Source organism: Ignavibacteria bacterium (assembly GCA_016873845.1).
Taxonomy (GTDB): Bacteria; Bacteroidota; Ignavibacteria; order Ch128b; family Ch128b; genus JAHJVF01.
The window spans coordinates 1-21,985 of the sequence record VGVX01000035.1 but is presented as its reverse complement, the minus strand read 5'-3'; the positions used below and the strand labels follow the sequence as shown (position 1 = coordinate 21,985).

The following is a 21,985-nucleotide window of genomic DNA, read 5'->3' as shown; positions in this document are numbered from 1 at the left end:
TCACGCTAATTCCGCAAGCGAATTAAGTTCTTCTTGGCTTAAAATTCTTTCGGCCAATTGAAATAAAACTGAATTTTCTTTGTTGATATGATCACCAAGAAAATTAACAACGTCCAATGCGCTTGTTCTCAAAAGAGTAATTTTATCTCGGCTTATTTCATCTTCCTCCACCGAATAAACACTTTGTGCCAATCGATCCATTTTCTTCCACAAAATTCTATGCTCTGATCGCATAATTTCTATCGGCCCGCTAACGGGGAGGCGTTTCTCCATAATTGGGAAGAGATTTTTTTCTTCTGCTTCAATATGTTCGCGAATTTCTCTAGAAATAAATTCCACAGATTTTTTTATCATCCTAAAATTTTCTTCGTCAAATCCTCTTTCGACAATTCTTCGGGTTGAATCATCAAGAAATCCAAGTTGTACTAATCCATGCTCGTGTTCTGAAATTAATTTTCTGATGTATGGATTCATTGTTTCATTCTTTCTCGATTTACATTCATCTCGCTTGTTTCTTTGTTTATCTCTTCAAGATGTTCTGTTCCCGTCGGATGAGAATATGTTGACGATTCAATGTTTTTCATATGCTCTATGTAATCAGACAATTCCATTTTATTCTGCCAGTTGCCTGTCAGCATTCCTAAGCCTGTTACCGCCATGAATAAAACAACAATGGCTATTGCAACAGTTCTCGGTTTAATAGTTTTCTTTGTAATTACTGATTTGAGTTCGAGCGTATTTTTAACCGGGCAAGCATCAACACAATTTAAACAAGACGTGCATTCATCAGAAATTACCACTTTCGCTTTTGCAATATTTATGAAAGACGGGCAGACTTTGTTGCATTTATCACAATCGATGCACGTTGGAATACTTCTCTTAATTTTATAGGGACTTAAAAATGTAAAGAAGGATAAAAATGCGCCATAAGGACATAGGTACCTGCACCAGAAATTTCGAAATACTACCGAAAGTAATGCGAGTACAACAATAACAATTAGAGAGAATCTCGAAATATTTGCAAAGAAATAATACATTTTTATATCTGCAACTTGATTGTATGGACTGTCGAGAAACATTTTCAACGCAGCAATATCCATTGCAAAAAATATGACGTAGGCAAAAAATGCAAGCATCAAATATTTTAAACTTCGAAGAGGATAGTCAAGAAACTTCGGCATTTTGATCTTACGTTTAAATATCTTCTCTCCTAGATCTCCAAGACTTTCTGAAATTAGCCCAACTGGACACAGCCAACTGCAAAATGACTTTCCGAATATAAATGACACCAATATTATAGCAAGAAGAATAAATATGCCCGCGGGATGGGCCCAATGTATATCTCCGCTGGCAACTGTGTAACGAAGAGACATTAAAGAGCTTATAGGGAGATAACCATCAACTCCTGGCGGGCGATTCATGAAAAATGTTTTTCCGCCAGACTCCAAGTATGTTATGAAGAAATAAAATTCCACTCCAATCCATACGGACAATAAAGTAAATAACGACTGTACTGTTAGCCTAACTTTTTGAATCGGTTTGTTAGTATTACGAATGACTTTAACTTTTTTCATTTAACCAGATATTTTAGTCTGAATTATCATTAAAAAAATTTATAAACTTTTAATTTTTTCTACTGCTTGTTCTTTTAGATCCTCAAGTGTTTCGTTGCTAAGCATGTCATATGCTTGATTTCTCAATTTCCCCCACGTTTCGTGTACTGGGCAGGGCACATCTGATGAACAATGCGGAAATCCCAGTACGCAAGTTTTGAATGCGTCCAAGCCGTCAATCGCTTCAACAATATCGATCAACTTTATTTTCTTTGCACTTTTTGCAAGGCTGAATCCGCCAAACTTTCCCTTCTTGGAAGAAATAAGTTTGTGATCTGTGAGCGACTGCAGAATCTTAGCAACAAATTCCTTAGGAATTTTTAATTCCTTTGCAATCTTATAAACTGGCACACTTTCTTCATTAGAAAATGTCGCTAAGTATAAAGCCGCTTGTAAGCCGTACTCACAAGCTTTTGAAAAAATAACTGCCATAATCAGATAGTTTAATCTGGTTCAAAACTAATCAAAAACTTTAAAAAATTCAACTAAAATCTATACGAGAAAGACAACGCCAAACTTCGATTTGTTTGTGTTGCGTTTATATCTAACCGTTCAGAATTTTGTTTGTGGATAAATGGGACAAAATATCCAATCGCGCTTCCGACTATTGCGCCAGTAATTATATCGGTGAGGAAGTGTTTGCCTGCTTCATAACGTGAATAACCTGTTAGTGCTGCAATTAGTAACGAGCCTGCCCAAACAAATGGTTTATATTTTGAATCAGGAAAGTAATCGCTGTAAACAGTCGATAAAAAAACCGCTGATGAAAAAGCAACTGTGGTATGTCCAGAGAAAAAAGATTTCTTCGCATCGGGTGATAGTTTTTCTTTTATAGACGCATTGTTATTATAGACATATGGGCGTATTCTCTGGAGACTTCCCTTTGCAATATAGGGGAGTGCAAAAGAATACATAATCGTTTCAAGATACATTGTAGAAATAATTAAAAAATCTTTTCTGATTTTTTCTGAAGTGAATAACATTGCCGGAACTGCGGCCGAGAGAGATACTAAAATATCGCTGGCAAGAGAAAAATCTTCAGACCAATTAAACGCCGCACTTCTATCAAACCAGTTTATTTCCTCTGACTTAAATTTATTCACTTCTTCAATTGAAAGTGGTTCAATTTGACTGTCGATGATTAAGGCCCCAATAGACGATGCCGCACCTATTCCGCCAATAAATACCTCCTTGTTTAATCCAATCTTATATGGACTTTGAGCAAGTGAAATATTAATTGAGAGAAGTATTACTATAAATGATCGTGAAAAAAAATTAATCTGCATAAAAATTAATTATGTCTTATTAAAATTATATCGCCGTCCTTTACGATGTATTCTTTCCCTTCTAGCCGCCATGCGCCTTGTTCCTTTGCTTTAGCGAATGAGCCATAATTGATAAAATCGTCATAGTGGACCACTTCTGCGCGGATAAACCTGTTGTAAAAATCTGTATGAACTTCGCCAGCGGCTTCTTGTGCATTCATACCTTTTTTAATTGTCCACGAATGGCATTCTTCTTCTCCAACAGTAAAGAAGGAATGAACCCCAAGCAGGTTATAAGCCTCGTTGATCAATTTACTGAGAGCAGATTCTTTAATTCCGTATTCTTTCATGAATATAGCTGCATCTGAATCCGACAACTCCGACATTTCCATTTCAATCTGCCCATAAAAAGCAATTGCCTTTGTGTTCTTGCCAATTTTGTGCTTAACCAAAATTTCGAAATGTTTTTCAATATCTTTTCCTTGGGTTTCGTCTAAATTAATAGCTATCAACATTGGCTTATGGGTTAATAACTGGTAGGAACGAATAATTTTTTCTTCCATGTCTGTAAGATTTGCATCTCGAAGCGGTTTTTCATTTTGAAGAAATTCATAACACTTTTCTAGCACGGGTAGTTCTTTTTTCAGGTTATCATCGCTTGTTTTGATAATATTTTTTTTAACTTTATCTATGCGGTTCTCAAGTAATGCCATATCGGAAATTATGAACTCTGTCTCAAACGTATTTATATCTCGAAGTAAATCGACTGATCCGGATGGATGCGGCACCATCTCGTTTCTAAATAGCCTGACAACTTGAACCAGTGCGTCGTTTGTGCGGATCTTTGAAAGAAAATTGCTGGTAAATTGGGGGGAGCCGGAGTCTCCTTTGTGTAATCCGATAACATCAACAAATTCTATTGTTGCATTTGTTTTCTTCTTCGGATTAAATATTTGTGTTAATTTATCTAAACGAACATCGGGTACTTTTACTACGGCTTGATGCGTTTCCAATTTGGCTAAAGCTGTTTGGTCTAAATGTGTTTTCGTAATTGTCTGAAATAAAGTCGATTTTCCTGACTGTGGAAGTCCAACGATTCCTAGTTGCATAATTTTCTACGTGTTAATTGTAAAATCTGTTTTTAATAATATATACGCTAGTAAGATAATTATTTTTTCTTATCATACACAAAAATTAGAATTTATAGTTATAACCATTTTTTCTTCTTGAAATATATAAGCATTCCTCCCGAAACTAGAATGATAATTAAAATGACAAATGGATATCCGAAATACCACTTTAATTCAGGCATGTTCCAAGGACTAACCGAAGTATCGAAATTCATTCCATAAAAACCAACGATAAAACTTAGCGGTATAAATATCGTCGCAATAATTGTCAGGACTTTCATTACTTCATTCATACGATTACTCACACTTGATAGATAGACATCGATCATGTTTGAAGCCAGCTCGCGGTATGTTTCAATTATCTCAATTAATTGTATTGAATGATCATACGAATCTCTTAAGTAAATTTTAGTAGAAGCTTTGATAAACCCCCTATCGTTTCTGTACAGCTGACTTAAAACCTCTCTTTCCGGCCAGATCACCCTACGCAATACCAATAGTTTCCTTTTTATTTCATGGATTTTGTGAATCGTTTCTTTCACCGGATCTTCGAGAAGTTCATCTTCCAATTTTTCTATTTCATCTCCAATTGAATTTAGAACAGGGAACATCTCGTCGATTAACAAATCTAAAATTGTATAAAGCAGATAATCTGCTTTATGTTTTCTATGGCGAGCTGAGGGTAATTGAATCCTTTTTCTGATAGGTTCAAATGGATCTGTTCCGTTTTCGCTGACAGTTATTATTAGATTATTAAGAAAAAAAATGTCGATCTCGTTTTCCGATAAACTTCCTTCATTCGTCAACTGACGAAAACAAATAAAATTATGTTCGTCGTACACTTCGAGCTTGGGTGTTTGCCCAACGTTAAATACATCCTCCATTGCTAAAGAATGCAAATTAAAATGCTCTCCAAACTTTTTAAACTCATCTATGCTTTTAAAGCTGACAATGTTGATCCAAATTACACCATCGAGGTTTTTGTATTTAAAAACGTCTAATAGATTATTGAAGGAGAGCTCTTCGTGATTATCTTTTGTATATCTGGTAACGACAACTTTAGTTTCTGTTTTCTTTTTTTCTTTAAGATGAATTGTTCCTGGCGAAGTCCCTGGGGGATGATGCTTCTTTCTTGGAATATGGATTTTAATTCTTGGAATCTTTAAGCCAGCTAGGTGTTTTTTCATTTTTCTTCTTTTTATTAATAGTTCCACATTATTTATACTTTAGAATAAATTATACTGCAACGTCATTGATAGTCCAATCACTCGAGGTCTGTTTCCGATCCGCTGAAGCGATCCATTAATTCCGAAATAAATTTCATTTTCGAGATAAAAAAGAAACGCAGTATTAAATATGTTTGTTGCTTCGGTAGTGCCGCTGCTGGGCTTCTGAAGACCGAGCTTATAGCTCGTAACAAGATTTATTCTATTGCTAAGTTCGTAGATGAAATCAAATCCAATGTTTGAGGTGATTTGTTTTGCAAAAAGTGAATCGAGTGGAGAATATATTTCTCCTATTGTGTTGATTTGAAATTTCCAGCCAAGCGGATATGAATATCGCCCTGCTAAATTTAAATTCGGAGAGCCTATCTTTCCCTTGTCAAATCTTGTAAGGTCAAAACGGGTTCCAAAAGTAACATCCCAGCCATAATATCTGTTATTAACTCTTTCGTTGATTCCAAAAAGAACTTGACGCATTCTTAGAATTCCAATTGCGCCCAGATTATTTCCGATCAACATGTCGGATGCTTTTATTTCGTTTTCAATATCAAAAAACCAAAATGTTTCATAGGTGTCTGAATATATATCCTCATATTCAGGCTCCCGTTCAATGATGTTTGCGATCTTAACCATTGTGTTTTTTGGAAGATGTCCCTTAATGACCGACTCCTTGATCAAATGCTCTTCTATTCTTACCGCTTTAGCAAGTGCGGTCGCATCAATATATCGGCCGTAACCCGCTCCGAAAGTCAAGCTTGAAGAGATCTGTTTGTAATAATCGATGTGCCGTGCGTTTATCTCCGTGAAAGCAAATAGATCTCGTTCTTCCCAAATATATTTCCTTGCGCTTGCTTTAATGTTTATATCGTGTGAATATTTTGAAAACGCTTTTCCTCCGGAAACGTCGGCATCTAAAAACCAAGCAAATGGAAGTGACGAATAAAACTTTCGAAAAATTAAATCGGCGGTGGCGCTGTTTGTCGAAACAGAATCGCCAATCTGCCCCCAATTCCAAAATGCGCTTGTTCGTAAAATTTGTGCGCGGCTTATTGGGACTTGATAGTCTTTAACTTCAACTCTTTGTGCAAATGAGATTTCAATAATAAGAATTAAAAAAATAATGGTTAGAGTCTTTTTTTTCATAAGTATCCTAATGAGAGTTTAAGAATCACTTTTTATTGCAAGTTAGCAAAGTCGGAAGTTTGCCCAAAATAATTGTCTGCTTTTTTTGATACTTTTAACTTCCCGCAAATACAAAAGGTTGGCTATTTATTTTACTTAATACCTCTTGACATAAGCGAGTCAAATAGAAAAATAGGCAACGCTTTTACCAAGTATGTTAGAAAAGAAAGTATAAATGGGAATTGAATAACGTTACTATCTTTCTCAATTCCTTTGATGATTTTTTTCGAAGCTGTTTTTACTTCAAGTACAAACTTCATTGTGAATTCATTCGCCTTGATCATATTTGTATTAACAAAACCCGGACGTACGGTTATTATTTTAATATTCTCCTTCTTTAACTCAATCCGTGCAGATTCGAAAAATGTTGTCAGTGCTGATTTACTAGAACAATAAGCTGCCGATCCCGGAAAACCTCGAACATCTGCCAATGATGAGACTCCCACGATGGTTCCAGAATTTTGTTTTTTAAATAATGGAATAAGGTATTTAAAAAAATTAATTACTCCAAAAAAATTTGTCGCAATTATTTCTTCGGTTCGCTCTAAATCGAATTCGATTATCTTCATTCTGCAGCCGACCCCGGCATTTAGAATCGCTATATCTATCCTTCCAAAATTATCAGTCGCTTTTCCGATCGATACTTCAATGTCATTAAGATTTGTCACGTCACATTTGTGATATAGAACTTCTGTGTACTGATTTAAGTTTTCTGCGAGTTCTGCTAACTTCTCTTCGTTGCGTGCGAGCAGAAGAAGTTTTGATTTTTTCTGTGCAAGCTGAATTGCTAGAGCTTTTCCAATTCCTTCAGATGCACCGGTTATTAAAACAACTTTATCCTTAAATTTCATTTTTTAACTAAACTATTTTAATTTGTTTATGCAGAGTTCGTAATTGATTATTCTTAATAGAATTTTTCTTAGTCAAACTTAGAATTAATTCTGCTTTTTACAAATACTGAATGAAAAAATTCTTCTTTAACATTTATCTTTCTATTTGGCAGCGGCTGTCCTCTAGCACCCAAAATAAAATCACGGAAATGCTGCGGTATAATTTTAATGTAAACACTCTCTCTCCAAAGCTTCCACGCGCTGCGGTAATTGATCCTATAAACATCTGTAATCTTGATTGTCCTCTGTGTGCATCAAAAACTCAAAATTATGACAAGGGGAGAATGTCATTTGAGACATTTAAAATTGTTCTCGACAAGATTCCTTCATTGAAAGTTTTAGTTCTTTTTAATTGGGGCGAGCCATTATTGCATCCAGAAATTTTTCAAATGATTGAAGAGTCTGTCTCGAGAAGCATTTATACAATTACTCATAGTAATTTCAGCTTGAGACAGAATTTTCAATTTTTTGAAAGATTAATCGGGTCGGGACTTCATCAATTGGTAATCTCTGCAGATGGGGCTTCGCAAGAGACTTATGAACGATACCGCGTTAAAGGAAGGTTTGATTGGGTAATAGAGAATATTAAACAGACCGTCGCTGCCAAAAAAAATCTGCGAAAGCGCGATCCGAAAATCGTCTGGAAATTTTTAGTTAATAAATACAATGAGCACGAAATCGACAAAGCGGAATTAATGGCTCGCGAGCTTGGTGTTGAGATAACCTTTGATAATATGGGTCTGGCTGATGATTTGCCTGATATTTCTTTTCCTGGGACATTGGAAGAAAGAAAAAATCTTTGGCTGCCAAAAAATCAGAAATTCATTCTTGATTATTACAGGAACGAAAACAAACTTCCGATAAATGATAAACCATGCTATCAACTTTTTTCTTCAATTGTAGTTAATCCAGATGCCAAAGTTACGCCATGCTGCTGGATTACTAATAAAGATAACGTTTGGGGCGATTTAAATTCCCAATCCATACAAGAAATTTGGCATGGAGAAAATTATAAATATTCTAGAAGTTTATTCAACACGCTTGACTATAAAGGTTCGGTGGAGAAAAATATTTGTACAAAGTGTGAGATTTTTAAGCGGGTAAGATAATTAAATAAATTTATTCAAAATCATATGCAAATGGCGGAGTAATACCAAGTATCCTTGCATAAACCGTCAGTTGTCCATAATGATGTGAATGTTCCACCGGAAAAAATTCAAGTACATCGCCAACTGTAAAATCGCCATAAAAAATATTAGTGGTCTTTCTGAGAACTTCATCTGTCGAATTCATGGCAACTTCATAAATTGAATCAAAGCTTTCTTTGCAAAGCTTTAAAAGCTCAGTATTTGTTGACGCCGAACTTGATTCAAATTTATCGCTTTCTTCTTTTGTGAGTGTTCCGGTTTGTATTGCCTTTACACTTGCTCTTGCCCCGCCATAAATATGAGCGACGATTTCTTGGACTGTTCGAACTTCGTTTGACGGCTTCCAATTAAGTTTGTCATCTGGAAAAAGTGAAATAAGTTTTTGCGCAACTCCGTCTCTTAACTTGAGAGAGTTAAATATTTTCTTAATTGCTTCCGAATTCATTTACAACTTTTTGGGTAAAAATTTTCAATATCTAATTTTCAATTTGAATTATTCTCATTCTTCTTCTTCAGGGATTACTCGTGCAATGGCAGCAATCTTATCATTTTGATTTAGTCGAATCAGCCGAACTCCTTGAGTGTTTCTTCCCATCAATCGAAGATCTTTTGCGTGCTGGCGAATTATCATCCCTTTATTTGTAATTATCACAAGATCGTCATTATCTTCTAATTCTCTGATTGAAACCATCTTGCCGTTTTTATCACTTGTCTTGAGAGTTCTTACTCCCTTACCACCTCGACGAGTGATTCTATACTCATCAATTTCAGTTCTTTTTCCGAATCCTTGTTCGGTAACTACTAAAACCGATGCTTTGCGTTTCGAAACGATCATCCCAACAACACGGTCGGTTTTATTCAGTTTAACAGCTTTAACTCCTGCCGCACCGCGCCCCATATCTCTCACATCTGTTTCGCTGAATCTAATTGCCATTCCTTCATAAGTACCAATTATTAAATCATCCGTTCCCTCGCTTACTTTTGCTTCAATAAGCTTGTCTCCCTTTTTGAGATTGATCGCGATAATTCCGCCCTTCCGCGGATTGCTGAAAGCGTCAAGTTTTGTTTTTTTAATCAATCCTTTTTCCGTTGCCATAACAACATATTTTTTTGGATCAAAATCTCTAATAGAGACAAATGCCCGAATATTATCACCTTTATCTACTTTTATTAAATTTAAAATTGATCTTCCGCGGGTTGCTCTGCCCCCTTCCGGAATTTCATAAACTTTCAGCCAATGGCATCTTCCTTGATCTGTGAAAAGGAGAATATAATTGTGTGTTGAGGCAATGAACATGTGTTCGATAAAATCATCTTCGCGAGTTGCCGCTCCTGTTACGCCCTTTCCGCCTCTTGATTGTCTTCTGTAACCACTGACTGGAAATCTTTTAATATATCCATTGTGGGAGATTGTAATTACGACGTCTTCTTCGGCAATGATATCTTCAATATTGAACTCCGTGTAATCTTTGATTACTTGAGTTCTTCTTTCGTCTCCGTATCTTTCTTTAATTTGAAGAAGTTCCTCGCTGATCAATTGCATTCTTTTAACTTTGCTTGCAAGTATTGCACGAAGTTTTTCAATTAATTTAATCGTCTCTTTGTATTCATCTTCTATCTTCTTTCGTTCTAATCCGGTAAGACGCTGCAGACGCATATCAAGAATAGCTTTAGCTTGAATTTCACTAAGCTTGAACTTCTTCATTAATCCAGTCTTTGCCGTTTCAACATCCTTTGATTTTTTAATCAGTTGAACAATCGCATCAATGTGGTCGAGTGCAATCTTGTATCCTTCGAGAATATGCGCACGCCTCTCAGCTGCATCTAAATCGAATTTTGTTCTTCTAACAAGAACTTCATGACGATGGTCGATGAAATGCTGCATCGCTTCTTTAAGAGTCAGAACGGTTGGCACGCCATTAACAAGCGCAAGCATAATTACGCCGAATGTGACTTGCATATTTGTATGCTTATAAAGCTGATTCATAACGACTTCCGTCTGAGCGTCGCGTTTCAATTCGATTACAATTCGCAATCCATCTCTGTCGGATTCATCTCGAACATCAGAAATGTCATCCAGCTTTCCTTCTCGTACTAGATCTGCAATCTTTTCTATAAGAGAGGATTTATTCACTTGATACGGAAGCTCTGATACAACAATATTCTCGCGGTTGTTTTTTAATGTTTCGACATTCGCCTTTGCACGGATCGTCAGCTTGCCACGTCCGGTCGTATAAGCATCTTTTACCCCATCGTAACCATAAATAATTCCTCCAGTAGGAAAATCTGGTGCGGTTACGTATTTCATCAACTTTTCATTTTTGAGATCAGGATCTTTTATAAGGGCAATCAATCCATCAATAACCTCAGTTAGATTATGTGGAGGAATATTAGTCGCCATTCCAACCGCAATCCCGCTGCTTCCGTTCACTAAAAGATTCGGCAGGTAGGATGGCATCAAAGTCGGCTCTTGCAAGCTGTCGTCAAAATTTGGAGCGAAGTCGACTGTATTCTTTTCTAAATCACGCAGTATTTCTTCCGAAATTCTTGCAAGCCGAGCTTCGGTGTATCGCATTGCTGCAGGAGAATCGCCATCAACCGAGCCGAAGTTTCCCTGCCCAGCTACTAAAGGATAGCGAAGAGAAAAGTCCTGAACCATCCTAACCATCGTATCATAAACAGCCGAATCGCCGTGCGGGTGATACTTTCCGAGAACTTCGCCAACAATTCTTGCAGATTTTTTATACGCGCGGTTATGGGCAAGCCCGAGTTCATGCATTCCGTAAAGAACTCTGCGGTGAACAGGTTTCAATCCGTCTCTTACATCTGGAAGCGCTCTTGCAACGATTACTGACATTGCGTAATCGATATACGAGCCGCGCATTTCTTCTTCTATTGTTACAGGAACTATTTTTTCAAAAAGTGTTGCCATATATATCTCAAAAATTAAAAATCAAGTTGTAAAGATGTTTTAAAAGTGACTTGTCTTTTCTACACATCCAAATTTCTAACATACTTTGCATTCTTCTCGATGAACTTTCTTCGCGGCTCAACTTGATCGCCCATTAAAATTTCAAATATTTTCTCAGTTGCTGCTGCATTTTCAACTGTCACCTGCAAAATTGTGCGAGTCTCGGGATTCATTGTGGTTGCCCAAAGCTGTTCTGGATTCATTTCTCCCAAACCTTTGTATCGTGAAATTACAATACCACCGGGCAGCTTGGTTTCCATTTCACTCACTTCTTCAGTTATTTCTTCTACCTCAGTTGCTTTTGCTTTCCCATTTCCTTTTAGTCTTTTAATTAAATCGTCTCTCTCTTTTTCATCATATGCATAATATTCTTCTCTTCCCTTTTTAATTCTGAAAAGAGGCGGTTGTGCAATGTAGACTTTTCCAGCTTCGATTAAATCCCTCATGTGCCGGAAAAAGAATGTTAATAGCAAAGTCCTAATATGGCTTCCATCAACATCAGCATCTGTCATAAGAATAATTTTTCCATAGCGAGCTTTATCGGAATCGAAATCGTCCCCCAGCCCTGCACCGACTGCAGTAATAATGGCTTTGATCTCATCGTTTTCAAGTATTTTATGGAGTCTTGCTTTTTGAACATTCAAGATTTTTCCTTTAAGCGGTAAAATCGCCTGAAATCTTCTATCTCTTCCTTGTTTTGCACTACCCCCTGCGGAATCTCCCTCAACAATGTAAATTTCGCAATGCTCAGGATCACGAATCGAACAGTCTGCTAATTTTCCTGGAAGACTCATATCATCCAATGCATTTTTTCTCCGGACAAGATCGCGTGCCTTGCGCGCTGCTTCGCGAGACTCAGCAGCTTTTACAACTTTCTCAATTATTTTTTTCCCAACACCAGGATTGTTCTCTAGAAATTCTGCCAGTTTGTCCCCTATAAGCGTTTCAACTGCACTTTTTACTTCACTGTTGCCAAGTTTTGTTTTTGTTTGCCCTTCAAACTGCGGTTCTGCGACCTTTACGCTAATTACTGCTGTAATTCCTTCGCGAAAATCATCTCCTATTAGAGTCAATTTTCCTTCTTTGATGAGATTATTCTTATAGGCGTAGTTATTCAGGGTTCTGGTAAGTGCAGTTTTGAAGCCAACTAAATGTGTCCCGCCTTCGTGAGTATTGATATTATTTACATAAGTGAAAATATTTTCCTGGAAAGAATCGTTGTATTGAAAAGAAACTTCTATTGGAAAATCATCTCTTACTCCCTCGATGTAAACAGTTTTATGCAAAGCATTTCTTGTTTCATCAAGGTATTTTACAAATTCTATTATGCCTCCCTTGTAATGATATTCTTCCTCCTCTTTGTTTCGCTCATCTTTTATTTTGATTTTAATTTCTTTGTTGAGGTAAGCGAGCTCCATCATTCTCTCGGCGAGAATGTCGAACTTAAAGTTAATGTCTTTGAAGATTTTTTTGTCCGGGTAAAAAGTTACTTTGGTTCCTGTTTTATTTTTTGGCGCAGGTCCAATAACTTTTACTTTGGATAATGGTATTCCTATTTCATATTCTTGAAAATGCGTTTTTCCATCGCGGTAGACTTCAACTTTCATCCATTCGGATAAAGCGTTAACAACCGAAACTCCAACTCCGTGTAATCCACCTGATACTTTATATGTTTGCTTATCAAATTTTCCTCCTGCATGCAGAACTGTCATTACGACTTCAAGGGCAGAGCGTTTTTCAACTGGATGCATATCTACAGGAATGCCTCGCCCATCATCTTCCACTGTCACAGAATTATCTTTGTGAATTGTAACGAGAATGTTTTTACAAAAACCTGCCAGAGCTTCGTCTATACTGTTGTCAACGACTTCATTTACAAGATGATGCAAGCCTCTCGATGCAGTATCTCCAATATACATGGCAGGACGTTTACGAACCGCTTCTAATCCTTTTAGTACTTGAATGCTTTCCGCGCCGTATTCATCTTTCTTCATGGCTGCTGATTGTTTCTTCTCTTTATCTATCTTGCTCAACTTCTTTTCTTTTTTGATAGCTTTTTTACTTGCCATAATTATATAATTCTAATTTGTTTTACTACTTCCGTTTTGAAATGTTGATTTATTTTTTCTCTGATTTCTTCCCGCATTAAAAAAAGTTCATTCTTCCATGACGAACTTTCGACTTCCAAAACCAGAACTCCTTTTATAAACATCTTTGCGTTTGCAAACTTTGCAATGTTTGGCCCAACAATTTTTTCAAACAATAAGAGAACATCTCCTTTTTGGATGTTTTCTGTCAGCTTAAAATATTTAGCTGCATCATTCAATGCATTAGACAACGATTTCGGATCAGTTTGCATTTTCAATTTTTCCATTTTTGATTTTGAAAACAGAATCTTTTTCTGACTTCCTAAGAGCTGAAATATCTGTAAAATCTGTAAGTGTTATAAATGCTTGCCCTAAGTCTCCTAAATGTTCGCTTATTTTTTTTCCTCTATTTTTATCCAAATCTCCAAATACATCGTCGAGCAAGAAAAAAGGATTTTTGTTCAATTTATCACGCAAATAAAAATATTCTGCAAAACGTAATGCTACTTGAAACGTTTTATGCTGACCTTGAGAGCCGAAAGTTCTGAGATCTATCCCGTTTAATAAAAACTTATAATCATCTCTATGAGGACCGACAAGATTTGCTGCTCGCCGAATCTCGTTTCCATTTTCTTCATCGATAAGTCTTCTGAAATGATTTTCTATATCTGGATTAATCTCATCGGTGATTGTTCGATATTGAATGTCCGGGATTTCAATTCCTTCCATAATGAAAGCGTAAGCCGACTCGACATAAGGTTTAAATTCTGATATAAACTGTATTCTGCCTTTTATCAGTTTTGTACCAATATCGATTAATTTTTCGGTCCAGACTTTTAGCTCGTCAATAAGTTCCTGCCTGTAGCTTTCTCTTATTTGAAACAAAAGAGAAGCTCTCTGCCGAAGTATACGCTTGTATTCGAGAAAATTTTGAAAATATGATATGCTGTATTGAGAGATTATGGAATCAACAAATTTTCTTCTGTCCTGAGGCGATTCTTCAGTAACTTTAGAATCACGCGGTGACAGTAGTACTACGGGATATTTTCCAACTATATCCGATGGACTCGAAATAAGTTTTCCGTTCAAAGCATATTGTTTTTTATTCTCGTTAATATCGTATCTAACTACCATGTTGTCATCAATTAAATCTGATACGTTTGCCTTTATTTCATATAGTATTTCATCAAAGTTTATTATTTCACTCTCGCTGTTCGCGATAAAGCTCTTTGTGGTTGAGATATAGTGAATTGCTTCAAGTATCGTGGTTTTTCCCTGTCCATTTCCCCCAACGATATAATTCAATCCCTCCGAAAAATTTAGAACAGTGCTTTTATGAAGCCGAAAGTTCAACAAAGAAAGTGATTTTAAGTACATCTCACGTGTTGAGTCTCATCGGCATAATTAATACCAAAAGATTTTCGTTTTCAACTTGAGTTTTAGGTTCTAAAATACAGGCTCTTGTTGGATTGTTTAGCTTGAATATTACTCTCTCAGTATTAATATTTCTTATTGCTTCGCTAACATAAGTTGAATTGAAAGCGATCTCCATCGGCGCACCTTGATAATCGCACAGAATTTTTTCGTTTGCCTCACTTCCAAGATCTATATTTTCTGCAGATAGTGAAAGAATATCTTTTGATATTGAAAATTTCACCTGTTTCGTTTGAGAACTTGTAAATAATGAAATCCTCCGGAGAACGTTCGTTAATTCATCTCTTGAAGTCTCAAGTAAATTATCGTTTTCTAATGGAATTACACTTTCATAATTAGGATACTGGTCTTCTATTAAACGAGAGACAAATACTATACTGCCTTGTTCAAGTCTAATCTGAGAATCATTGAACGAAACCCGAACGTCGCTGTCCGATAACATTTTTGATACGACTTGCACAGCGCGACCCGGAATGATTATTTTCTTTTCAATCGTGTTTTGAAAGTCCATGTATGACAATTTTACTAATCTATGTGCATCTGTCGCAACAAATCGAAGTTCATCACTCTTCAATTCCATTAAAACACCAGTCATTGAAATACGTGCTTCTTCCTTGCTTATTGCAGAATTCGTTGTATCAAGTGCTCTTTTTAGACGATCGGTGCTTATTGAAAAGTTATAGATTTCTTGAAAAGCAGGCAGGTGTGGAAAGTCAGCCGATTCTAAATACGAAATCTTAAAAACACCAGTATCCGTAGTAATTTTAATTTTTTGATCTTTATCGGTACTGATTTTAACATCCGTATCTGTCAATGATTTTATAGTGTCGTGTAATAATTTAGCCGGCACCGCGATGCTGGTTTCCTGAGCAGAAGTAACAGGAATTGAGGTTTGAAGTGCAATTTGCATATCTGTAGCATAAACCGAGAGCATATTATCTTTGATAGATAATAAAAAATGATCGAGTATCGGCATTGGAGATCTTGCCGGTATTATCGACACTACCTGGTTTAATACTTTTTCAAATTCTTGTGTGTTTACTTTAAATTCCATTGGATATTCCTTAAAAAGACTTGAAAATTTACGAAAATATTAACTGCTTCTCAATTGAATTTATTGGTACTGGCATTCAAAAACATTAAATAAACAACGAATTGAGTTTATTTTTCCTCTATATAATAATTAAGTTATTTCTTTAAACTAAGTATAATAATAAGCATGTTGATTTGTTGAAATACTCCATTAGTACCAAATTTATTAGAGATTCATAACGATATTTTTCAACAACCGAATGTATGTAATTTTTACTTATCAACGCGAGCAAATTCTTGGCTTCGATTTATACATTTGTTAACTCTTAATAAACATAATTCCACAAAAAATGATCAAATGTTATCCACAAGGAATTTTCTAATATTATGATCGAGCCCGGAACAAATTAGCTGCTTATTTCTATTTTTCGCTGAATCGAATTAATTATAGAAATAAATTTATCCTCGGTCAGCATTTCTTCCACAGACTGAATTGAATGAATTACTGTGGAATGATCTCTTCCACCAAAATGCAGGCCGATTGTTTTTAAGGAAGCATTGGTAAACTTTTTGCAGAAATACATCGCTATCTGACGTGCTTGAACAAACTCCTGCTTTTTTGTTTTAGACCTAAGCATATCTTCTGGAATTTCGAAATACTGGCTGACAATTTTTTGTATTTGTTCAACTGTTATGGAAAACTTTCTATCAGTTGCTATGGATTTGACAACTTCTTTTGCCAGCTCAAGAGTAATTTCTTTTCCTTCCAGAGAAGCAAGTGCAAGAATTTTCACCAAACATCCTTCCAATTCGCGGATATTATTTGTGATATTCGAAGAAATATATTCAATTATTTCAGAATTAATTTCTAATCCGAAAGATTCACATTTTTTCAGGAGGATTGCAATTCTTGTTTCTAAATCCGGCGGCTGAATATCAACAGATAAACCCCAGTGAAAACGTGAAATTAATCTCTCATCAAGACCCGACAAACTTTTCGGTGGTTTATCGCTCGAGAGAATGATTTGTTTTCCAAGCTGATGCAAGCTGTTAAAAATATGGAAGAACGTATCAGTAGTAGCTTCTTTAAGAGCGAAGAATTGAATATCATCGATGATCAACACATCAACTTTACGATAGAAAGAAGAAAACTCGTTTGTACTATTCTTTTTGATAGAATCAACATATTCCATCGTGAATTTTTCCGCAGTTGTGTATAGAACTCTTTTTGCTTTATTGTTTTTTAAAACTGCATTTCCAACTGCTTGAATAAGATGTGTTTTTCCTAATCCAACGCCGCCATAAATAAAAAGTGGATTAAATGAAGTTCCGCCAGGCGAATTGGCTACTGCATAAGCCGCTGCACGAGCAAGTTGATTTCCTTCTCCCTTAATAAAATTATCAAAAGAAAATTTTTCGTTCAAATGCGTTTCAAAAATAGCCGCGTCAACATCAATTGATTTTTCTTGAGTAGATAATTGATTAAAAGTTTTTACTTTTAACTCATGGCCGATGATTTTCTCGGGTTCATTTTTAATTTTATCATCAATTATGTACACTAGTTTAGCTTTATCTCCAATAGAATGAAGTAAAGCTTTTTTAATCAACGTGTTATAATGAACCTCAATATATTCCCAAGAAAAGTCGTTTGGAATTTTTACCGTTAAGGTATCATTTGAAAAGTCAGTTGGAATGATTGGCTCAAACCAGGTCTTGAATGACAATCCGCCAATATGATCTTTAATTATTTGGATACAATTTTTCCAAACTTTCTGAGCCTCATCAGTGTTTGATTTTGAGATTTCCTCGGTAAAATTTAAGACAGCATTTTTCGTTTTATTCACAATTGGGGGCAAAAATTTCTCTAAAAAGTTAAACAGTTTTATTTAATAATTTACTTGAAATACAATCATATTCCACAAGAAATCCACACAACGTGTATTTCTATAACTTATTGTAAAAGAAAGAGTTATGATAACATACGGCGGTTTAATTTACAATAGTTTATGTGGAATTCGTGGATAGAAAAACCACAATTTTTTGTGAAACATTTTCACAAAAAAAGTTTTCCACAATTTATTCACACAAAATGAAAGAACTTTTTTTACAAAAAGATATTAATAAAGTAGTCAATTCAAAGCAAGAAGTTTTTTTGATTTATGAAAAAATATTTTAAAGAATTATTACCATAGGAAAAATTATTTCTTAATAACTTTCAAAGTAAAAATCACTTCTTCAGGAGAAAGAATTCCCGAAAAAAATCTTTCATACATTACAGGTTCAATATTAATAAGAATATTGAGCCATTTTAGAATAGAAAAATTAGAAACATTAAATTGTTTCTTTAGAATTTCGAACTGAGCATCAACTTTGTAATTAGTTCTGTGCTTTAATTTCCACTTTTCATAGAATTTTAATTTTTTATTCTCGATATACTCATAATTATCGAAAGTTCTAATGCCAAAGGGAATTTTGTGATCAGGATCGCCAAAATATTTAGTGTTAAGGAAGAAAGGAGCAAACACTTTAACAATTCCATTGGGTTTTGATATTCGATAGATCTCGTTTACCGTTTTATGAAAGCTTTCCACGTGCTCAAGAACGTGAGAACAATAAATTTCATCGAAGGAATTATCATCAAAAGGATATGGAAATGAATTTAAATCGTGAATTACATTCCCTCCGTAATCAACAATATCGATATTGATGTAGCCCTCTTTTAAATCATACCCGCAGCCGAGATTTAATTTTTTCATTGAGCGAATATAAAAATAAAAGCTAAGATTTAGAAGAATTAGAAATTAACTTTTACAACCACTAGAGAAATATCATCAGTTTGTTCATGCTCACCTCTGAAATCACTCAGACTGTTGATTATTTTTCTTAAAATTTCAGTTGCCGAGTTCTTTTGATAAATCTCAACGGTTTCAGAAAGATTAGAAAATCCATACATATCATGATTCGAATTCATCGCTTCAGAAACCCCGTCGGAATAAAAGACAAACACGTCATTTTTTTTGAGAGTTAAAACTTTCTCTTCAAGGGATTTTTGGAAAACGTCTCCCTGTTCCAATCCAAGCCCAATTCCGGAAGTCTCAATATAATTTGTGAATCCGTTTGAAGAATACAATAGGTTCGGATGGCCGGCCCTGCAGTAAGTTAACATTTTTTTCTCTGTGTCAAATAAACCGAGCGAGAGGGTAACAAACCAATTTCTATCCATTGTGTTATAGAGTTTTCTGTTTGCTTCGACCAAAATATCTTTCGGAGATTTATCTGCACTGCAATATAACTGGATCATGCTTTGAAGCTTGGTCATAATTAAAGATGCCGGTAAACCCTTTCCAGAGACATCTCCAACGAGTACGAAAATTTTTGACGGAGAGATTTGTATCAAATCATAATAGTCGCCACCGACCTGAAAAGCAGGAATCATTTCACCGCAAATATCAAGTCCTTGCATTGATGGAATACATCGAGGCAGCAATCCTTGTTGAATTTTTCTGGCGTTTTCGAGGTCTCGTTCAAGTGCAAGTCTGTGAACTTCTTTCTTATAAAGTTTTGCGTTTTCAATTGAAACGGCCGCCTGTGAAGCCACCGCACATAATATCTCAATATCTTTTCCTGCGAATTTTGATCCAGATGGTTTAAGCCCTAATAAAATAAAACCGATAATCTTTGATTTAATCATCATTGGAACAATAGAATGAATCTCTTCTTCAATCAACAGGGAAGAATCATTCTCAAATACATCCTTAAAATCTTCTTGTTCTATTATACAGTTGTTTGAAATCGTACGTTTTTTCCATAAAAAATCGTTAAAAAAGCTTTCATTAATAACTGGGCTAACGCTCTGATTATGAAGCCCAAAATTCCTTTTTAAAATAAACTCATTTTGGTCATTCTTCAGTAACAGTCCGAATTTTTTAATTTTTAAGGAATCTTCAAAGGTATCGGTAATTGAATCGAGAATATTTTCCAAACCGACCAATCCAGGTAGATCGGTAGAAAATTTTACTAATACTTTTTGGTAAGCGAATTGCTCTGGATAGAATTTCCGAGTAAGCAGGTCTTGGAAATTGTCTTTCGTTGACTGAAAGATTACCGCAAAAGTTATAAAAATTAATCCAGCGATGATTCCCTGATACTCTGTACCGATTGCCTCACTGATAGACAAACCAATTAAATAAATAACTAAAAAGTAAACAGCTGCAACGATGATAGTTGCGACACCGTAAATAATAGCATTTTTGATAACAATGCTAACATCCATTAACTGATATTTAAAGATACTGACACCGAAAGCGATAGGAATTATAGCAACTAAAATAATCGGGGCGAATAACTCAGGTGAATTAAAAAATGAGTCAGCGATAGCGTTAGCGATTGTTGATGTATAAATCACACTTGTCAATCCAATTGCATAAGCAATTACTATTAAAAATAGAGGGCGGCGAGCGTCTTTTGTTTTTAAATTTTTGAATTTTATAAGAAGGGAAACAAATCCAACAATTAATGCAACCAGAAATAGGATATTTAAGATCCCAAAATATCGCGAGTAAAAAGCAACATTCCCCGTAGTAAACACAAGGTATATGATCATAAGAGACGCAGCATAGGCAATCAACGGTGCTAAATACAGTATTCGCACAACCCATTTTTTTTCGATGAATTTGAAAGGTTTTGGAAATACAAAAAAGAAATGTACTAAAACAGTTGGTAGATAAACTTGTGCAAATAGTGGGATTAATAGGAAATAAGAATAAACATTATACTCTATTCTGCTTCCAAGCGGGATTAAAACAGCGGACATATAAATTGTATAAACGGCACCGATTCTGTAAAATAATTTTTGCACTAAGCCATCTGGTTTTGCCATGATCACAATGAATCCAAAAACCAACCAGATAAACGCCAGCAAACCAAAACCAAGATTTGGATATTGAATTAACTTTTTGACTAAGACCTTTGTTTTGAAAATTTTACCGTTTCGCTCAACAACATATTCAGCATATTTGCCAGCATCAACCTTGTTTAATGTGTTTTGAGCAATTGTAGCAGATTTTGTACTCACGCCGTTGATCGCTATGAGCCGATCTCCGTTTCTTATTCCTGCATTCCATGTAACACCATCAACTTTTACAACATCAAAATGCAAAGCTGTACTATCTTTATTTATTCTGGTTGGCAGCCAAATGCATTCATCATTTGACATCTGATTAACTATTAAAATGTGATAAATGTTTACTGCACCAAGGATAACGAGAAAAGTCGAAAGGGCAATCAGCAGCTTTTGTCTATTTAAAAGGTAAAATGTTTTAAAGGAATTCATTTTTTATCTCGATTTGTATACGAAAAAGAGACATATTAGTTTAATTTTTCAGCATTCTATTTAATAAAGATAGAAAATTTAGAAGTAAATTATAACATAAAGCTAATATTCGGATAATTAATTAAATTAACGCGTAAGAAAAAACAGGATAAAACTGATGGAAACCGGAAGCATTAACCTAAGTATCGATAATAACATTGCGAAGATCACATTTTCTCATCCAAAGGGTAATTCACTTCCATCAGTTTTGTTAAAAGACTTGACGAATAAATTTCATGAACTTGGAAACAACAAAAATGTTAAGATAATAATTCTAGCGAGTGACGGAAACGGTGCGTTTTGTGCAGGCGCTTCATTCGACGAGCTTCAATCCATCAAAGATTTTGTTACCGGAAAAGAATTTTTCATGGGATTCGCTAGATTGATAATTGCGATGACGAACTGTCCAAAGTTTATAATCGCACGAATTCATGGAAAGGCCGTAGGAGGGGGGGTTGGTTTAATCTCGGCCGCCGATTATGCAATTGCTTCAAGTAATGTCTCGATCCGGTTAAGCGAATTTGCACTTGGAATCGGGCCATTTGTTGTTGCCCCTGCAATAGAAAGAAAAATAGGATTAAATGCGCTTGCAAGCATGACAATAGATACAGAGTGGAGAGATTCAAATTGGGGATTGAG

Annotated in this window: 19 protein-coding genes; 2 read left to right on the top strand and 17 right to left on the bottom strand. The window is 35.4% G+C overall.

Annotated elements, in window-relative coordinates:
- From FJ213_07920 to FJ213_07885, 8 genes are all read right to left on the bottom strand, one after another.
- Entirely contained in the window at positions 1-474 is a 474-nt protein-coding gene (locus tag FJ213_07920; protein ID MBM4176085.1) for a hemerythrin domain-containing protein, read from the bottom strand.
- Positions 471-1,574, bottom strand: a complete 1,104-nt coding sequence (locus FJ213_07915; protein MBM4176084.1) for a 4Fe-4S binding protein — start codon at positions 1,572-1,574, stop codon at positions 471-473. The genes FJ213_07920 and FJ213_07915 overlap by 4 nt, the downstream gene beginning before the upstream one ends.
- Before the next feature lie 39 nt (positions 1,575-1,613).
- Positions 1,614-2,045: an Rrf2 family transcriptional regulator gene (locus FJ213_07910; protein ID MBM4176083.1), complete on the bottom strand. Its 432-nt coding sequence runs from the start codon at positions 2,043-2,045 to the stop codon at positions 1,614-1,616.
- 53 nt (positions 2,046-2,098) lie between these two features.
- On the bottom strand, positions 2,099-2,899 hold the full coding sequence (locus FJ213_07905) for a phosphatase PAP2 family protein (protein MBM4176082.1): 801 nt from the start codon (positions 2,897-2,899) through the stop codon (positions 2,099-2,101).
- 5 nt (positions 2,900-2,904) lie between these two features.
- Positions 2,905-3,987 carry a redox-regulated ATPase YchF gene (ychF, locus tag FJ213_07900; GenBank protein MBM4176081.1) on the bottom strand — a complete coding sequence of 361 codons (1,083 nt, stop codon included), beginning with the start codon at positions 3,985-3,987 and terminating at the stop codon, positions 2,905-2,907.
- Positions 3,988-4,085: 98 nt separating this feature from the next.
- Positions 4,086-5,195: a magnesium/cobalt transporter CorA gene (gene corA / locus FJ213_07895; GenBank protein MBM4176080.1), complete on the bottom strand. Its 1,110-nt coding sequence runs from the start codon at positions 5,193-5,195 to the stop codon at positions 4,086-4,088.
- Between the two features lie 39 nt (positions 5,196-5,234).
- Complete coding sequence (locus FJ213_07890; GenBank protein ID MBM4176079.1) at positions 5,235-6,374, bottom strand: hypothetical protein; 1,140 nt, start codon at positions 6,372-6,374, stop codon at positions 5,235-5,237.
- A gap of 131 nt (positions 6,375-6,505) precedes the next feature.
- Positions 6,506-7,264, bottom strand: a complete 759-nt coding sequence (locus FJ213_07885) for an SDR family NAD(P)-dependent oxidoreductase (GenBank protein MBM4176078.1) — start codon at positions 7,262-7,264, stop codon at positions 6,506-6,508.
- Positions 7,265-7,374: 110 nt separating this feature from the next.
- Between FJ213_07885 and FJ213_07880 the strand changes: the two genes are divergently transcribed.
- Complete coding sequence (locus tag FJ213_07880) at positions 7,375-8,412, top strand: radical SAM protein (protein ID MBM4176077.1); 1,038 nt, start codon at positions 7,375-7,377, stop codon at positions 8,410-8,412.
- 10 nt (positions 8,413-8,422) lie between these two features.
- Here the strand turns inward: FJ213_07880 and FJ213_07875 are convergent, their stop codons facing one another.
- From FJ213_07875 to FJ213_07835, 9 genes are all read right to left on the bottom strand, one after another.
- A complete protein-coding gene (locus FJ213_07875) occupies positions 8,423-8,896 on the bottom strand; it encodes a DinB family protein (protein ID MBM4176076.1) in 474 nt (157 codons plus the stop codon).
- Between the two features lie 54 nt (positions 8,897-8,950).
- Positions 8,951-11,383, bottom strand: coding sequence for a DNA gyrase subunit A (gyrA, locus tag FJ213_07870; protein MBM4176075.1), 2,433 nt, complete (start codon positions 11,381-11,383; stop codon positions 8,951-8,953).
- Between the two features lie 59 nt (positions 11,384-11,442).
- Entirely contained in the window at positions 11,443-13,416 is a 1,974-nt protein-coding gene (gyrB, locus tag FJ213_07865; GenBank protein ID MBM4176074.1) for a DNA topoisomerase (ATP-hydrolyzing) subunit B, read from the bottom strand.
- A 77-nt stretch (positions 13,417-13,493) separates the two neighbouring features.
- Positions 13,494-13,796, bottom strand: a complete 303-nt coding sequence (locus tag FJ213_07860; protein ID MBM4176073.1) for a DUF721 domain-containing protein — start codon at positions 13,794-13,796, stop codon at positions 13,494-13,496.
- Complete coding sequence (gene recF, locus FJ213_07855; protein MBM4176072.1) at positions 13,771-14,886, bottom strand: DNA replication and repair protein RecF; 1,116 nt, start codon at positions 14,884-14,886, stop codon at positions 13,771-13,773. The genes FJ213_07860 and recF overlap by 26 nt, the downstream gene beginning before the upstream one ends.
- Position 14,887: 1 nt before the next feature.
- On the bottom strand, positions 14,888-15,997 hold the full coding sequence (dnaN, locus tag FJ213_07850) for a DNA polymerase III subunit beta (GenBank protein ID MBM4176071.1): 1,110 nt from the start codon (positions 15,995-15,997) through the stop codon (positions 14,888-14,890).
- Between the two features lie 385 nt (positions 15,998-16,382).
- Positions 16,383-17,777, bottom strand: coding sequence for a chromosomal replication initiator protein DnaA (dnaA, locus tag FJ213_07845; GenBank protein ID MBM4176070.1), 1,395 nt, complete (start codon positions 17,775-17,777; stop codon positions 16,383-16,385).
- 396 nt (positions 17,778-18,173) lie between these two features.
- A complete protein-coding gene (locus FJ213_07840) occupies positions 18,174-18,731 on the bottom strand; it encodes a methyltransferase domain-containing protein (protein MBM4176069.1) in 558 nt (185 codons plus the stop codon).
- A 38-nt stretch (positions 18,732-18,769) separates the two neighbouring features.
- Positions 18,770-21,307, bottom strand: coding sequence for a hypothetical protein (locus FJ213_07835; protein ID MBM4176068.1), 2,538 nt, complete (start codon positions 21,305-21,307; stop codon positions 18,770-18,772).
- 157 nt (positions 21,308-21,464) lie between these two features.
- Between FJ213_07835 and FJ213_07830 the strand changes: the two genes are divergently transcribed.
- Positions 21,465-21,985 (top strand): enoyl-CoA hydratase/isomerase family protein (locus tag FJ213_07830; GenBank protein ID MBM4176067.1); only part of this gene is annotated, 521 nt, incomplete at its 3' end.